Below are 13,875 nucleotides of genomic sequence, written 5' to 3'. Positions count from 1 at the left end.
CTACTTGGAGTGGTCGGTGGCGCGTTACACGACGCGCCATTTGATCACGGCAAAGACGAGAGGTTGTTTCAGAATGTTGCATTCGATGTTCGCTATGCTATAATTCATATGTACTTTGTACACCTCTTACCAAGTGTCACAAAAAGGCCGAGTTTCACAGTTGTGGAAGCGGGGGACCCAATTCTTCGGGGTGAATTCACGGGCCGTTCCCAGCGGTCGGTGATAGGCAAGTTCTTGCCGAACCCGTCAGCTAACCTCGTAGGCGAATCATGTGCATTGGTTAACTGCACGAATCTGTTCGAATCTTCCAAATTATATCCATGTCTTGTGTCCACAATGCGCCTTGGTTGTTCTGACGTAGGTCGTCTATTTGCCTTGTCAGAGGAGTTTGAGGAAAGGAGTGTTTATGCACAAGGCCATTGAATTTGTCGATGTCGAAAAACACTATGGCGAAACGCACGTCGTCAAGCGGCTCAATTTTTGTATCGAAGAGGGACGCTTGGTTACGCTGATTGGCCCGTCTGGCTGTGGCAAGACGACGACGCTCAAGATGATCAACCGGTTAATCGAGCCGACATCTGGAAAAATTTTGGTCGGTGGAGTTGAGACGAGCGCCTTGCGTCCGGTGGAATTGCGCCGTCAGATTGGCTACGTCATTCAGCAAATCGGATTGTTTCCGCATATGACCATCGAAGAGAACATCAGTTTGGTTCCGCGATTGATAGGGATGGACAAATCGCAATATACGAACCGGGCAGAAGCACTGCTCGAGATGGTGGGGATGGATCCGAGTGTCTTTCGCAAACGTTACCCAAAAGAGTTGAGTGGTGGTCAGCAGCAGCGCATTGGCGTTGCGCGTGCTTTGGCTGCGGATCCAAGTATCATCTTGATGGATGAGCCATTTAGTGCGCTGGATCCCATCAGTCGCGAACAATTACAAGACGAACTGCTCAAACTCCAATCGACTTTGCACAAGACCATTGTGTTTGTCACACACGACATGGATGAAGCGTTGAAGATTGCAGACCAGATTGTCCTCATGCGGGATGGAAGTATCGTGCAACACGACGCACCAGAACAAATTCTTCGACACCCCAAGAACGATTTCGTGCGCGAATTTGTCGGCGAAAAGCGATTCCTGCAACATGCGGCACTTGGTGAGGCACGCGACGTCATGACCAAAGCGGTGACCGTTACACCTGTGCGCGGTTTGGCACACTGCATCCAGTTAATGCGTGCACATCGCGTGAACGGCTTGATTGTGACGGATGCAGATGATCACTACTTAGGCGTGGTCAGTCCGCAGCAAATTTATGATCACTTCCAAGACGAACGAGCCACGGCTGGCACGGTTATGCATGCAGATGGGCCAGTGATCTCCCCGTCAGCCCCCATGGAGGAGGTTCTCAAATGGCTGCAGACGACTGCGCGCGGCTTTTTACCCGTCGTCGATGACAAGCAGCGACTGCTGGGTGTGGTTACACGCGCCAGTGTGTTAAACATGTTGACCGTGACGGCGCCCGTGGAGGTGATGGACAGTGAACCTGTTGATTCAAGCGTTTGAGCAGAATTGGCAAGGCCTGCTGGTGGCTTTAGGTCAACATATCGTGCTCAGTATCATCGCCATCGCTGTGGCGTGTCTGATATCGATACCCCTTGGTGTGTACATCACCCGACACAAGGCGTTGGCGCAAGTGGTGTTGATTATCGTCTCCATTATTCAAACCATTCCGAGTTTAGCGCTGCTCGGATTCATGATCCCGTTGTTTGGCATCGGCACCCTGCCTGCCGTCGTCGCCCTGACGCTCTACGCGTTACTGCCAATTGTCCGAAACACCTATACCGGGATTACGGAAGTTGACCGCGCACTCATTGAGGCCGGGCGTGGCATGGGCATGACGAGATCGCAAATTCTCTGGCAGGTTGAATTACCGTTGTCACGCAATGTGATTATGGCTGGCGTACGTACGGCGACAGTGCTGACGATTGGCATCGCGACGCTTGCCACCTTTATCGGTGCTGGTGGGTTGGGCGATATCATCATGCGCGGCATCGACATGATTGACACGCCGACGATTTTGGCGGGTGCTATCCCGGCGGCTCTCTTGGCGATTGTATTTGATGTGTTGTTACATTGGTTGGACAGAGTTTTGACACCGCGCGGATTGCGATCATAAATACGACAATCCGCCAGCGCGGAGCAAGTTCAGAGAAAGGGGTCGAGCGAGTGTTTGACAATTGGAGGGAGAAAATTCGTCGGTTTGCCGGAAAGCGGATGGGGAAGGTGGCGCTGCTTGGCGCGTCGGTCGTCGCTTGTGTGATTCCGCTCGCGGGGTGCGGAACGGCGGGCGCAAACGGCGGCGGAAAGTCCAACACGATTGTGATTGGCGGAAAGAACTTTACAGAACAGGACATCATGGCAGATATGCTCGCAGATTTGATTCAAAAGGACACCAATCTGAAGGTCGTCAAAAAACGCTGGCTCGACAGCAACGTCCTGTGGAATGCCGAAAAGAACGGCGACGTGGACGTCTACGTGGAGTATACCGGAACCGGCTTAGTCAATATCCTGCACGACCCAGTGAATACAGACCCGGATAAGGTCTACCAGACGGTAAAGCAGCAGTTTGAGCAGAAGTACCACATCACATGGTTGAACCCGATTGGATTCCAGAACACCTATGCCATGGCGATGACGCAAAAAGAGGCGAAACAGCTTGGCATCACCACCGTCTCGCAAATGGCGGCCAAGTCGAAAAACCTAGTCTTGGGTACAGAGCAGGACTTTATTTCGCGCTCGGACGGCTTGTCGGCGATGAACAAGGTATATGGCACGGACTTCAAGTCCGTGAAGTCGATGGAGATTGGACTGAAGTACAAGGCGCTGGTGAGCGGGGACGTCGATGTCATCGACGCATTTTCCACAGATGGAAATATTCCAGCCAACCATCTGGTGCTTCTCAAGGACGACAAGCACTTGTTCCCACCGTACTATGCGTGCCCAATTATTCGCGACAGCGTGCTCAAGGCGCACCCAGAGTTAAAGACCGTCCTCAATAAGTTATCCGGCAAAATTACGGACGAAGACATGCAGAAACTCAACGAACAGGTCGATCTCGACCACAAAAACGCCGCCGACGTAGCCAAAACGTGGCTGGAGCAAAACGGACTGCTGTAGCTTTTGTGGGGTGGCAATCCCAATTCACATCAGACAGGGGGCGAAAGCCCCTTGGTCGCCTCCTGTCTCCATCCTACTTGAAAAAAAGCACCTGGGGACATCCATCAGTGAACAGGTAGATCTTACGCCAAATGATATCGGCACACTTACTGAATATGAAGCTCCTTTAACTTTCTATATAGGGTTATACGACAATGCGCGAAGTTACACCGCCGCCCCCTGATTCCGCACTCTGCGGCGCTCGACGATGCTCGCTATCCCTACGCTAATCTCGTACAAAATCATCATCGGCACGGTCACGGACAAATGCGATATCAACTCCGGCGGACTGATGAGGACGCCGAGAATGACAATCGCAAGGTATGCGAATTTGCGCACTTGGCGCAACCAATTGGACGTGATGACACCTAATTTGGCGAGGATGAACACGACCAGCGGCCCCTCAAAAGCGAAGCCAAACGGCAAACAAAAACCGATGACGAAGGAAAAATAGGTGTGCGCTTGTAACATGAGGCCAAGGCCTTCCCGTCTCGTGAGTGTCACCAGAAATAGCAGCAACCGCGGGAAGATCAAGTACCAGGAAAAACAGAGCCCGGCGAGAAACAAGAGTGCCGCAAGCGGTACGGTATTTCGTGCGAGTTGGCGCTCTTTCGCGTATAACCCGGGTGTGACGAACTGCCACAGCTCATACATGAGATAGGGCACGGTCACGCCAATTGCAGTCCATCCCGCCATGGTGAACAAGACGGTGACGATTTCCCCCGGCCCCAACACGACCAGTTTCAACCCGAGCGACGCGGCGGGGCGAGTCAATGTGTGATAAATTTTAGAATCGAATGCAAGGCAGAGTACAAAGGCTATCGCGAACACGATGAGCACGCGAATGCCGCGGCGTCGCATTTCTGACCAGTGCTTTTGATATTCCACATGCCCAGACCCCTTAATCGTTCGATGGCGTTTTTGTGGTTTCGGCGGGATTGATGGATGGTTTGAGATCACTGCGCTCCTTGGACTGCGAAACGATGGCGTCACTTTGCGTCGCGGTGGTGGGCATGGTCGGCATAGTCGCTATCGACGCGGGGGGCGTCGTGTCTGTCGCTTTGACAGGTGCGTCTGCCGCGTCGGTCTGATTGGATTCCATGATGTTGGACGTCGCGTTGCGAAACTCCCGCAGGGAGCGTCCGAGGGCCTTCCCGATGTCTGGCAGGCGCTTTGGCCCGAATACGATGAGCACCGCAATGAGAATCAGGATAAGTCCCGACCATCCAATGTTACTAAACATTCAAATTCCTCCTTAAATACCGGTTCTAAAGTATGCTTCATTCGGGTAGCCGTAGTGCTCCCAATAGCCTGTGATGGGCTGTGCGCTGAACTCCACTCGATTGAGCCATTTAATCGACTTGTACCCATACATCTTGGGCACGACGAGCCGCAACGGATAGCCCTGCTCTTGCAACAGGGGTTGCCCGTCCATGTGATATGCCAGCAGCACCGTGGAATCTAAGGCTTCGCTCAACTTCAACGACTCACTGTATTGCCCGTCGAACGAATAGAAGTTGACATACTTGACGTCCTCGTGCGGTTTCACCAATTTCATCAATTGCGAGATGTGAATGCCTTGCCACCTGACGTTCGGTACACTCCAACCGGTGACACAGTGAAAATCCTTCGTTTCGCTGTACTGGGGGATAGCCTGCACATCGGCCCATTTCAGGGTCATCGGGTTGGCGACATCGCCTGTCACCTGTAAGCGATAGTCCGCGAGGTTCATCTTTGGATATCCCGAGATGACCGTGTAATAGGCGCCAAATCGCTGAATTCCCTTTGAGGCGAGCGTTTGCCGGCCAACGCCGCCGGACGGTTGTGGTAGCAAGCGGCTCAGGAGGGAGCCCGGGTCAATGAATGTGACCGCCACTGCGCCAAGGACGCCTGCGCCAGTCCAGCGGAGAAACATTCTGCGGTCGGGATCGATCCGGCCAGCCACGCCGTTCGCTTTCGGCCGGATTCCCAGGGCCTTGTAGAACGCGTGTACGAGAATCCAGGCGCCGAGCAGGATGGTCAACCAACCATGCCAGGTAAATGCGCGGCTGCGGGCGGTTGTCGGGAACAGGGTGACCCCCCAGAGCATGATGCCCGTGATGACAATTGGGGCGCCGACGAGCAGCGGCATCACCCAATCAAACCGCCAAATCCGCCGCCCTGCAGGCAGGATGCGCAGGAATGGTACGATGAGCGTGATGGCGAAAATCAATCCCAGTAGAATATGGACATCGTAAATGATGGGCAAATAGCGGATAAGCGCAGTGTGTACAATCGGCAAGTACAGCGCGACACCGGTGAGGACCAGGAGAATGAATGACCCGATTGTATAATGGTGCAATCCGACCAGCCAACGTGGCCATTTGCCGTGTTTAAACCACTTGATAGTCACGGAACTCACCTCGCTAGATTGTGGTAATTCGAACATAGCACAGCATTGTAAGGTTTCTGTAAGGAAGCCAGGTGCTGAGTATCTGTGATACCATCTCGATAACGACGTGAGCGTGGGTAGGTGAACAGGTTGAGGGAGATTGGTGAACGCAGTTCCCCTATTCTCATTATTGAAGACGATGAGGCGATTGCGGACTTGATTGCGGCATACCTCCATCAAAGCGGGTATACCACACAAATCGCGCACGATGGCGACAAGGGGCTCGCCTTGTTTCGGGCGTCCGAACCGTTGTGCGTCATACTCGACCGGATGTTGCCGGGGGTCGATGGCCTGACACTGTGTAAAACGATTCGTTCGATGTCCGATGTCCCGGTGCTCTTTGTCACGGCCAGACTACTGGAACAGGAACGGATTGAGGGACTTCGCAGCGGCGCTGACGACTACATTGTCAAACCGTTTAGTTTTGGCGAGTTGGTCGCACGCGTGGAAGCGGTGTTGCGGCGCAGCAGAGGGGCGGTGAAGGGCGCAGTGTCCGCTTTGCAGATTCGGAGTCCCTTTACAGTGGATGAGGCGCAATGTCTTATTACTTGGCGCGGAGAAGCACTTTCCCTGACGCAATCGGAATACAAGTTACTCGCCAAGTTTATTGCATTTCCTGAGCGCGTGTTTTCTCGCGAAGATCTGTTAGCTGAGTTGTATCCGTACGCCGACATGGACGTCATTGACCGAGTGATTGATGTGCATATCGGCAACATTCGCAAAAAACTTCGCACATTTGGAGAAGAGGCAGGAGAATGTATTCAAACCGTACGCGGCTTTGGTTACCGGCTTACATACGAAGGCGAATCCTCGTTAAATTGATACTTGGCAATATGATTACCGTGTTGATTGTGTTGTGCGTGGGATTTTTTTCTGTACAGCGGGGAACGGCGCGATTGCTGCATTCCTTGATGCTTCGCTACCACATTCAGCCGGTCATACCCACGCAGATGTTTATTCAAAGTTCGATTCAAAGCTTGCTCATTGGGGGCAGTATTGCACTGTTGACAGGCATTGTCATCAATTTCATGCTCAATCGCGTGTGGTTGCGCGAACTGCGGCAAATTCAGCAAGCGGCCAAGGCGATTGCCACTGGAGATTTTACACAGGTACCCGCGCGCACGGAGGACGAGATAGGCCAATTGGCGGAAGCTATCAACCAAATGAGTCACAGTCTCATGCAGCTAGAAGAGCAAAGGCGTGCGTTTTTAATTGACGTCGCGCACGAATTGCGTACCCCGTTGACGAGTATGAGAGGGTATTTGTCGGGTATTCAAGATGGGGTGTTCGCGCCAACGGGTACGACGTTGCGATTGTTTAGCAACGAAGTGCAGCGCCTGCAGAAATTGGTGGAATCCATTCACCAGTTGAATGTGTTGGAGTATGGGCAGCCGGATATTACACTCAAACCGCTTGATTTACAAGAGCTCGTAGATGAAATGTGGATGCTATTTCAACATCGGTTCGAGGAGAAAGGCATTCATCTGCGGTATGACGTGCAGCGGGACGGGGAATGTGCTGAAAGCCCGCGGACGGGTGATATGACGGGGGATATTGAATCGTCCTTGGTCGTGCAAGGGCATCGCGATTTGCTCGCACAAGCCCTGTATAACTTGTTTGAAAACGCGTGGCGGTACACGTCGACAGGCGGATCCGTCGACCTGTTGCTCGCTCGGCGCACAGGGGGCACAGACCCTGTGGTTGTGCTGGAGATGACGAATCGGAGTCCAGATCTTGCAAAAATAGATACGTCCCGTATGTTTGATAGATTTTACCGCGGTGAGCGCAGCCGCTCCCGCTCCACCGGCGGTCTCGGCATTGGCCTCGCCATAGTGAAGCAGATTATTCTCGCGCACAAGGGGCAAGTGTCTGCGGCGTCAGAGCCAGGGACCTTTCAGTTGACCGTGACTTTGCCAGGGTAAACACGCTCCATATTGAATTGTTTTGTGCTTCGGTCTGTATATGGGGGACATAACAGGCGCAGGAGAAAGGAATAACTCAGCGAACCACGATTTGTTTTCCTGTTGTCCGCAATGATGTACACTATCCCTGTAGGGGGATGAATGGATGAAACGAGGTCCGAATCCTGAGGGTGCTCGCAAATGGTTGTTTGCGCTTGGTGGACTTGGGGTAATCGTCGTGATTTTTAGCGTGGCCGTTTTTCACATTGACTCAGGTGTCTCGGTCATCGGTTACGTCATCGGCTTTATCTGTATGCTATTGGCAGCGATGGGCGTCTTCACAAAGCGGGACAGAAATGATTCCGAGAAGTCGTGATGTGCCACGAGGGGATAGAGATATGTCGTAGGGCGTCGTTGCAACGGCGCCTTTTTTGCATGTCCCCGGCATTTGGAAAGCGTATTGATTCATAATTTTCGCGCGCTGACACACGCTTTGAGGTGCAACTATTCTATGCGGAGGTGCTGCTTCGTGGCGAAACCGGACAATCGAGGCGACAACGTGGTTCATCTGCAAAAGGCAATTGACCATACGATGGAAAATATGCGGGAAGCAGAAGACTTTGTAAAGGCGCACGCCGGTGAGATGAATCCGGAAGATGTTGCTGACATCAAGGCAAAAAACGAACGACGTGAACAGGCGATTGAAGGGTTTCGTGAAGAAATTCGAGACGAGGCAAAGTACCAGGCCCGTAAGTAATCCGCAAGGTTGCGAATGAAATCCACCCGTTCGTCGGACTGCGGCGAACGGGTGGATTCTCTTTGTGGGCGCGGGATTAAAGTTTATCAGTATGACTTTGCGAACCAAACCGCATGTTTTGCGGGTTGTTGACAGCTGACACAATGTGCCGGCTCTGCGGGTGTTTCGAATGGAATGTTTCGGCTCGTCGCGCTGCATGCGTCTTTGACCGCTTTTTCGCATTCGGCGGAGCCACACCAACCAGCTAAGACAAAACCGCGTTGGTCGTTGATATAGCCAACGAGTTCGTCGAGTGTATTCGCGACATACGAATGTTCTTCGCGGAATTTTTTCGCGGTTTCGAACATGTTGACTTGAATGTTGTCGAGCAATTTAGGGAGTGCTGTGTTTAATTCGTCGAGTGGTACAAACGTCTTTTCACCGGTATCGCGGCGAACGAGCACAACTTGTCGATTTTCAAGGTCGCGCGGACCGATTTCTAGGCGTACAGGGATTCCACGCATCTCGTACTCGTTGAATTTCCAACCAGGACTGACGTCGTCCCGTGCGTCCATCCGCACGCGAATCCCTGCGTCCCGTAGTTGCGTGAACAGGCTATCCGCAGCTTCCACGACGGCTGCGCGGGCCTTCTGTGGTCCAATCGGAATAATGACGACTTGTGTTGGGGCGACCTTTGGCGGTAACACAAGACCTCTATCGTCGCCGTGGACCATAATCAACGCACCGAGTAAGCGCGTGGAAATTCCCCACGATGTGGTGTAGACGTATTTCAGTTGATTGTCTTTATCGAGATATTGAATGTCAAAGCCTTTGGCGAAGTTTTGTCCCAAAAAGTGTGACGTTCCGGCTTGCAAAGCCTTTCCGTCTTTCATCATCGCCTCAATCGAGTAGGTATCGACGGCCCCAGCGAATTTTTCGCTTGGCGTCTTCTGCCCGCGGATGACCGGAATAGCCAGGAACTCCTCGACGAACTTGGTGTAGATGTCGAGCATCTGCATGGTTTCTTGGCGAGCTTCTTCCTCGGAAGCATGAGCGGTGTGGCCTTCTTGCCAGAGGAACTCGCTCGTGCGCAGAAATGGCAGTGTTCGTTTTTCCCAGCGAACGACGTTGGCCCACTGATTCAAGAGTAACGGCAAATCCCGGTAGGATTGAATCCATTGCGCGTACATGTGGCCAATCATCGTCTCCGACGTCGGGCGAATGGCTAAACGCTCTTCGAGCTTGTCCCCGCCAGCCTCCGTCACCCATGGGAGCTCTGGGTTAAATCCCTCGACGTGCTCTTTTTCCTTCTGAAAGAAGCTCTCCGGGATAAACAGTGGGAAATATGCATTGCGATGCCCCGTGCGCTTAAATTCCTTATCGAGTTCGCGTTGGCACGCCTCCCACATTTCGTACGCATCTGGTTTAAACACGATGCAACCGCGGACTGGGGAATAGTCCATGAGATCCGCTTTTTGGATCACGTCCAGATACCAACGCGAAAAGTCTTCGCTCTGGGGCGTGATTTCTTTGACAAATGTTTTATTTTCTTTCGCCATGATGTTCCTCCTAGGGCGTGGTTGTCCTTCTTGCCATCTTACGGAATGCAACAATCCCCGTCAATTACGGCATACTAGGGACGTGTCCCAATCGCGGAGGTGAAGTTTATGGACAACATCACACATGCTGCATTTGGGGTTGGTGTATTTGCGACGTACACAGCGATTGCTGGTGCACCGGAACCCGCGGCAGTCACTACAGCTGCCTGCGTCGCCGCTGTCGTCGGGGCGGAGTGGCCGGATTTCGACATCCTGTTTCAAATCTTTTCTGGCCCTGTCCGATATTTGTATCAGCACCGACAAATTTCACATAGTATCCCGCTATGGTTTGTTTGTTCCCTTATCGTGGCCGCAATCATCAATTCCGTCGTCCCAGGCCACTTTTGGCTCTACGCATGGCTTTCTTTTCTCGGCACGCTCACGCATGTAGGGCTCGACGTGTTGACGGCGTACGGCACAAAGGCGTTATGGCCTATTTCAAAGCGTCGATTTCGCGGTGATATCCTGTTTGTCGTGGAGCCGGTTTACCTCCTGTTGTTTATCGTTGGCTTTGTTTTAATTCAACTTGGGGCGCCGTACGACGCGACCGTATGTGCCATAGATGGTTTGGCACTGTTTTTCACGCTCTGGCGCGTGGTATTGCGTATATGGCTCACACGCCGGTTTACGCGTTGGCTCTCGCAGCAGGCGTTTGCTAGCACGACATCACTCGTTTGGCGCGTATTACCCACCATCTTTGCGCTGCCTCATGGCTATCAATACGTTGTACAAGAGGGACAGCGGTTTTGGTTCGGGTCCTTTAGCTGGAAGGGAGACATCCTTCCAGAGGCGCACGTCGAATCAGCGAATGGGAACGCGGTACAACACGTCCTTCAGCATAGTCGCGTAGGTCGCGCGATGAACTGGTTTGCCCCGATGCTGTTTGTGCAAGTCGAAGACGAGGGGCAATGGACGGTCGTTCGCCTGAGCGATGCATCTGTCCGCTATGTGGACGCGCTGCCGTTCAGTGCCACGGTCGATCTCGCCCGTACCGCCGAAGGCAATTATGTTGTCGTGCACGAAGGGATTCGAGCACAGCCGATTTACTTCACCAAACTGTGGCAGGATGCGTTTCGTGCGTTGGGGAAGCGCCGTTCCTTGCACATTCCAAAACCACGAGGATATCGCTCCAAACCACGCGTTTAATCGGGCTTCATTGCACGCTGGCCGGTTCCTCGTTTGTCCCGGCGTTATTTTCCATATTTTGTGGTGCGGTCGCGTAGATACTGCGCCAGCAGTTCCAGTAATTTTGACGGGTCGTCGAGTGCGTGTTCCTCCGCGAGTCGTTGGGCGATTTCGCGATAGGCGGCGGGTGTCTCCGCTACACCAGCTTCATTTGAAGTGTTTTCGGAGGGTTCTTCCACAGGATCAAGAAAATAATTTAGTGGCACGCCATACGCCTGTGCAAGTTTCGCCACTAGAAAAAAGGAGGGATTTGGACGATTTCCCTTTTCAATCGCACTGAGATGACTTATGGAGACACCTGTATGCTCTGAGGCCTCAGCTAAAGTCCACCCTTTTTGTTCCCGCAAATGTCGCAACTTTTGGCCCAGGTCCAATTGCACTGCCTCCCTCCCAAGAGATTCCGCCCCACTGTTCTGTCTACAAATGTAGAATCACCGGGAGAGTAGGTCAATGCTCAAATGAAAAATCGCTATAACTCCTGGATAAACAGGATGCTATCTCGCCGCTCTTCGAAGACCCTGCGCCGCAAGTAGCGGTACCACGGATGGTGGGTGTCGGTCACTTCAACCTTGGTCACTGGATAGGGGAGTTTTTGGAGCGCCTGTTGTGCCCGTTTGTTTTTTATATCCACCAGATACGCGATGTGACTGGCCGCAAATACGGTACTTGCCTGGTTTCGCAAATATTGTTTGACTTGCGCATTGACACCGGTTCCACGAACCTGCGGCACCAAAAATGTACCTGCTTCCACTGCGTTTACACCGTCGGGTACAAAATTTTCGTTCGCTTTGGAAAGCGTCGTGAAACCGATGACCAGACGTTCGTTTGCGCGTCGAATCGCGGAACACTCCCCTGTGCCAAAGAAACTGCGAATGGACCAATCGGCCGCGAACTGCTCACAGAGCGGTACTGTAGAGAGCGTTTGCGGCCAGCCTGAGGTATTCCAATACGCGTGATACATCTGGAGCAAATCCGCTAGGGTCATCGGTTCAAATGTCAGTCTATTATGGATTCGATCAGCCATCATCAAATTCCTCGATTGTGAAATTAGCCTACCGATTCCCGGGTATTTCTGGTACTATTTACGCAATCGTAGAAATTATTTGGGGTGGTTCGCGTTGGGGGAACTGGCTCGGCGACTAAAATACTACCGAAAGGCGCGCAATTTGTCAGTTCGCGAATTGGCGAGTCTCGCCAATGTCAGTGTGAGTTACGTCTACGCGATTGAATCGGGAGCGAGGGGGAGTAACGCGACGAAGCTTGGTCAAATCGCAGAGGCGCTTGGTGTACGGCTTAGCGATTTGTGGGGGGATACCGAACATCATGAGTGAACCATGGCAGGCATTACAAGAGGCACGGTGCGCGCGGGGATGGACACAAGCGATGGCGGCGCGCGGCATTGTTTCACAGTCACACTACTCGCTGATTGAGCAGGGTGTTCTCGTTCCGAATCCCAAGGTGATAGAGGAACTGGCGGCGCGCTTTGAATTGAATGCGACCAAGTGGGGAAATATGTGGTCGCAATATCGCAGACAGTTTCGCGCGCGTCAGCGCTGTTGGCGGGCTTTTGTGCACGATGGACAAGTGAGGCGGGCGGATGTAAGCGCGCTTCAACGCGCCTCACTGTCGCTTGATTATGAGTGTTATCAACAATTCTTGGATATTCCTTTTTCTGAGCCGGCAGGGATGTATCGACGCCTAGTAAACGCGCGCAATCAACTACCGAACGTGCAGGCACCGCACGTGCCTGCACGCATGCGTCCGTTTGGCGACATTCGCTTGCGCATCGTCTTGGCGATAGTGGAGTCGCACGTCTTGGCTCAACTGAAACGGTTTCAGGCGGCTGCGGTATGGAGACAAAAGGCGCAGCAGATGATGACGGAAGTTCCCGTCTTTTGGCGCTAGGTTCGTCGTGTATCCTGTCGGCGTATCTCTTTTGTGCCGTTAGAATTTGTGTACAATGGTGTGGAAGGAGATGATGACGTGGATACCTCCGAACGCGTGGCGTATCGCGATGCAATCCGACAAGTTTATCGGGCGTTAGAACATCGGTCGCATCATTTGCACGAGGCGTTGCAGAAGGCGGCGACGGAACAGGAGGCTTCCGAAATCAGGACGCGAATCGACGAAGTCCGGCACGTCCTGGAAATCGTCCACTCACTTCACCGCTAGGATTCAGCCGTATAAACTGTTACAATAGTGTTTAGTACGCTGATACTGTAAAGGGTGAAAGCTACGTGACACTCGAAAAATTGCGCACCAAGGACGTTCAGCGCTTATTTCAGGCGATTTTAGCGCTTCGCACGGAGGAAGAATGCTTTCGATTTTTCGACGACATTTGTACAATCGGTGAAATTCAGTCGCTCGCACAGCGACTTGAAGTTGCCCAAATGCTTCGAGACGGAGCGACATATCACGCGATTGAAGACAAAACTGGCGCTAGCACGGCGACGATTAGCCGTGTAAAACGTTGTTTGCATTATGGTTCAGATGGCTATCGATTGATTCTCGACCGACTCAATGCGGTGGACGAACAGTAGATGCTCGATGTTGTTTTAGGGCGAAGAGAATCTGGGATAGCACGATGACCCGCAGGGACGGAGCGGGTTTTTTTTGTTGATTTTTTCATTACTTGTTTCATCGTAACATGACATTCGAATGACCATTTGACATTTCTCGCGCTTATTTGTAGTCTTCATATGGCACTTTTGTGCGTATGAATTGTATGCGGACGGCAAATAATTTACAGAAGAGATACAATTCGTTCATTTCATAATAGAGGCACAACGGTGTCGAATGTGGTAGAG

17 protein-coding genes, 1 pseudogene and 1 riboswitch are annotated in these 13,875 nt (G+C 52.4%); of the genes and pseudogenes, 12 read left to right on the top strand and 6 right to left on the bottom strand.

Features of this window, described 5'->3' with window-relative positions:
- Positions 1–135 precede the first annotated feature (135 nt).
- Positions 136–281, top strand: a riboswitch (cyclic di-AMP (ydaO/yuaA leader).
- A 125-nt stretch (positions 282–406) separates the two neighbouring features.
- The 3 genes from J3482_RS10555 to J3482_RS10545 are packed head-to-tail and all read left to right on the top strand — an operon-like array spanning position 407 to position 3,178.
- A complete protein-coding gene (locus J3482_RS10555; RefSeq protein ID WP_146823069.1) occupies positions 407–1,564 on the top strand; it encodes a betaine/proline/choline family ABC transporter ATP-binding protein in 1,158 nt (385 codons plus the stop codon).
- Positions 1,539–2,177: an ABC transporter permease gene (locus J3482_RS10550; protein WP_021295186.1), complete on the top strand. Its 639-nt coding sequence runs from the start codon at positions 1,539–1,541 to the stop codon at positions 2,175–2,177. The genes J3482_RS10555 and J3482_RS10550 overlap by 26 nt, the downstream gene beginning before the upstream one ends.
- 50 nt (positions 2,178–2,227) lie before the next feature.
- Entirely contained in the window at positions 2,228–3,178 is a 951-nt protein-coding gene (locus J3482_RS10545; protein WP_223204139.1) for an ABC transporter substrate-binding protein, read from the top strand.
- A 204-nt stretch (positions 3,179–3,382) separates the two neighbouring features.
- On the opposite strand, the gene tatC is transcribed toward J3482_RS10545, so the two are convergent.
- From tatC to J3482_RS10530, 3 genes and pseudogenes are all read right to left on the bottom strand, one after another.
- Positions 3,383–4,105: a twin-arginine translocase subunit TatC gene (gene tatC / locus J3482_RS10540; protein WP_206922391.1), complete on the bottom strand. Its 723-nt coding sequence runs from the start codon at positions 4,103–4,105 to the stop codon at positions 3,383–3,385.
- A 193-nt stretch (positions 4,106–4,298) separates the two neighbouring features.
- Positions 4,299–4,460 (bottom strand): annotated as a pseudogene (gene tatA / locus J3482_RS20915) (twin-arginine translocase TatA/TatE family subunit); the annotation flags it as partial.
- A 12-nt stretch (positions 4,461–4,472) separates the two neighbouring features.
- Positions 4,473–5,609: a molybdopterin-dependent oxidoreductase gene (locus tag J3482_RS10530; protein WP_223204140.1), complete on the bottom strand. Its 1,137-nt coding sequence runs from the start codon at positions 5,607–5,609 to the stop codon at positions 4,473–4,475.
- Positions 5,610–5,729: 120 nt separating this feature from the next.
- On the opposite strand from J3482_RS10530, the gene J3482_RS10525 reads away from it, so the two are divergent.
- The 4 genes from J3482_RS10525 (at position 5,730) to tlp (ending at position 8,306) form a co-directional block, all read left to right on the top strand.
- The gene (locus J3482_RS10525; protein ID WP_206922389.1) at positions 5,730–6,470 is read left to right on the top strand and encodes a response regulator transcription factor; all 741 of its coding nucleotides are present in this window, start codon (positions 5,730–5,732) and stop codon (positions 6,468–6,470) included.
- Complete coding sequence (locus tag J3482_RS10520; protein ID WP_206922388.1) at positions 6,404–7,570, top strand: sensor histidine kinase; 1,167 nt, start codon at positions 6,404–6,406, stop codon at positions 7,568–7,570. The genes J3482_RS10525 and J3482_RS10520 overlap by 67 nt, the downstream gene beginning before the upstream one ends.
- Positions 7,571–7,715: 145 nt before the next feature.
- On the top strand, positions 7,716–7,925 hold the full coding sequence (locus J3482_RS10515; protein ID WP_146823011.1) for a hypothetical protein: 210 nt from the start codon (positions 7,716–7,718) through the stop codon (positions 7,923–7,925).
- Positions 7,926–8,078: 153 nt separating this feature from the next.
- Complete coding sequence (tlp, locus tag J3482_RS10510; protein WP_146823013.1) at positions 8,079–8,306, top strand: small acid-soluble spore protein Tlp; 228 nt, start codon at positions 8,079–8,081, stop codon at positions 8,304–8,306.
- A gap of 86 nt (positions 8,307–8,392) precedes the next feature.
- Here tlp and proS read toward each other — a convergent pair whose 3' ends face one another.
- Positions 8,393–9,844, bottom strand: a complete 1,452-nt coding sequence (gene proS, locus J3482_RS10505; protein ID WP_206922387.1) for a proline--tRNA ligase — start codon at positions 9,842–9,844, stop codon at positions 8,393–8,395.
- 108 nt (positions 9,845–9,952) lie between these two features.
- Here proS and J3482_RS10500 point away from each other — a divergent pair, with 108 nt between their 5' ends.
- Positions 9,953–11,029 (top strand): metal-dependent hydrolase, encoded by a 1,077-nt coding sequence (locus J3482_RS10500; protein ID WP_206922386.1) that lies wholly within the window; start codon positions 9,953–9,955, stop codon positions 11,027–11,029.
- A gap of 44 nt (positions 11,030–11,073) precedes the next feature.
- Here the strand turns inward: J3482_RS10500 and J3482_RS10495 are convergent, their stop codons facing one another.
- Positions 11,074–11,448, bottom strand: a complete 375-nt coding sequence (locus J3482_RS10495; RefSeq protein WP_188332246.1) for a helix-turn-helix domain-containing protein — start codon at positions 11,446–11,448, stop codon at positions 11,074–11,076.
- An 89-nt stretch (positions 11,449–11,537) separates the two neighbouring features.
- On the bottom strand, positions 11,538–12,092 hold the full coding sequence (locus tag J3482_RS10490; RefSeq protein ID WP_206922385.1) for a GNAT family N-acetyltransferase: 555 nt from the start codon (positions 12,090–12,092) through the stop codon (positions 11,538–11,540).
- Between the two features lie 94 nt (positions 12,093–12,186).
- Between J3482_RS10490 and J3482_RS10485 the strand changes: the two genes are divergently transcribed.
- The 4 genes from J3482_RS10485 to J3482_RS10470 all read left to right on the top strand — a co-directional run bounded on the left by J3482_RS10485 (position 12,187) and on the right by J3482_RS10470 (position 13,608).
- The gene (locus J3482_RS10485) at positions 12,187–12,399 is read left to right on the top strand and encodes a helix-turn-helix domain-containing protein (protein WP_021296260.1); all 213 of its coding nucleotides are present in this window, start codon (positions 12,187–12,189) and stop codon (positions 12,397–12,399) included.
- A complete protein-coding gene (locus J3482_RS10480) occupies positions 12,392–12,973 on the top strand; it encodes a helix-turn-helix domain-containing protein (RefSeq protein WP_146823023.1) in 582 nt (193 codons plus the stop codon). Before J3482_RS10485 ends, J3482_RS10480 begins: the two co-directional genes overlap by 8 nt.
- 78 nt (positions 12,974–13,051) lie before the next feature.
- Positions 13,052–13,240: a hypothetical protein gene (locus J3482_RS10475; RefSeq protein ID WP_146823025.1), complete on the top strand. Its 189-nt coding sequence runs from the start codon at positions 13,052–13,054 to the stop codon at positions 13,238–13,240.
- A gap of 65 nt (positions 13,241–13,305) precedes the next feature.
- Positions 13,306–13,608: a YerC/YecD family TrpR-related protein gene (locus J3482_RS10470; RefSeq protein WP_021296257.1), complete on the top strand. Its 303-nt coding sequence runs from the start codon at positions 13,306–13,308 to the stop codon at positions 13,606–13,608.
- The last annotated feature ends 267 nt before the right edge of the window (positions 13,609–13,875 follow it).

Source organism: Alicyclobacillus suci, assembly GCF_017329615.1.
In the GTDB taxonomy this organism is placed as follows: Bacteria; Bacillota; Bacilli; order Alicyclobacillales; family Alicyclobacillaceae; genus Alicyclobacillus; species Alicyclobacillus suci.
This window is presented reverse-complemented; position numbering and strand designations above follow the sequence as displayed.

What these genes read in the sequence shown, in the direction of transcription:
- J3482_RS10555 (WP_146823069.1), top strand. Translation starts at nt 407, where the DNA reads ATGCACAAGGCCATTGAATTTGTCGATGTCGAAAAACACTATGGCGAA.
- J3482_RS10520 (WP_206922388.1), top strand. Translation starts at nt 6,404, where the DNA reads ATGTATTCAAACCGTACGCGGCTTTGGTTACCGGCTTACATACGAAGG.
- J3482_RS10515 (WP_146823011.1), top strand. Translation starts at nt 7,716, where the DNA reads ATGAAACGAGGTCCGAATCCTGAGGGTGCTCGCAAATGGTTGTTTGCG.
- proS (WP_206922387.1), bottom strand. Translation starts at nt 9,844, where the DNA reads ATGGCGAAAGAAAATAAAACATTTGTCAAAGAAATCACGCCCCAGAGC.
- J3482_RS10500 (WP_206922386.1), top strand. Translation starts at nt 9,953, where the DNA reads ATGGACAACATCACACATGCTGCATTTGGGGTTGGTGTATTTGCGACG.
- J3482_RS10490 (WP_206922385.1), bottom strand. Translation starts at nt 12,092, where the DNA reads ATGGCTGATCGAATCCATAATAGACTGACATTTGAACCGATGACCCTA.
- J3482_RS10480 (WP_146823023.1), top strand. Translation starts at nt 12,392, where the DNA reads ATGAGTGAACCATGGCAGGCATTACAAGAGGCACGGTGCGCGCGGGGA.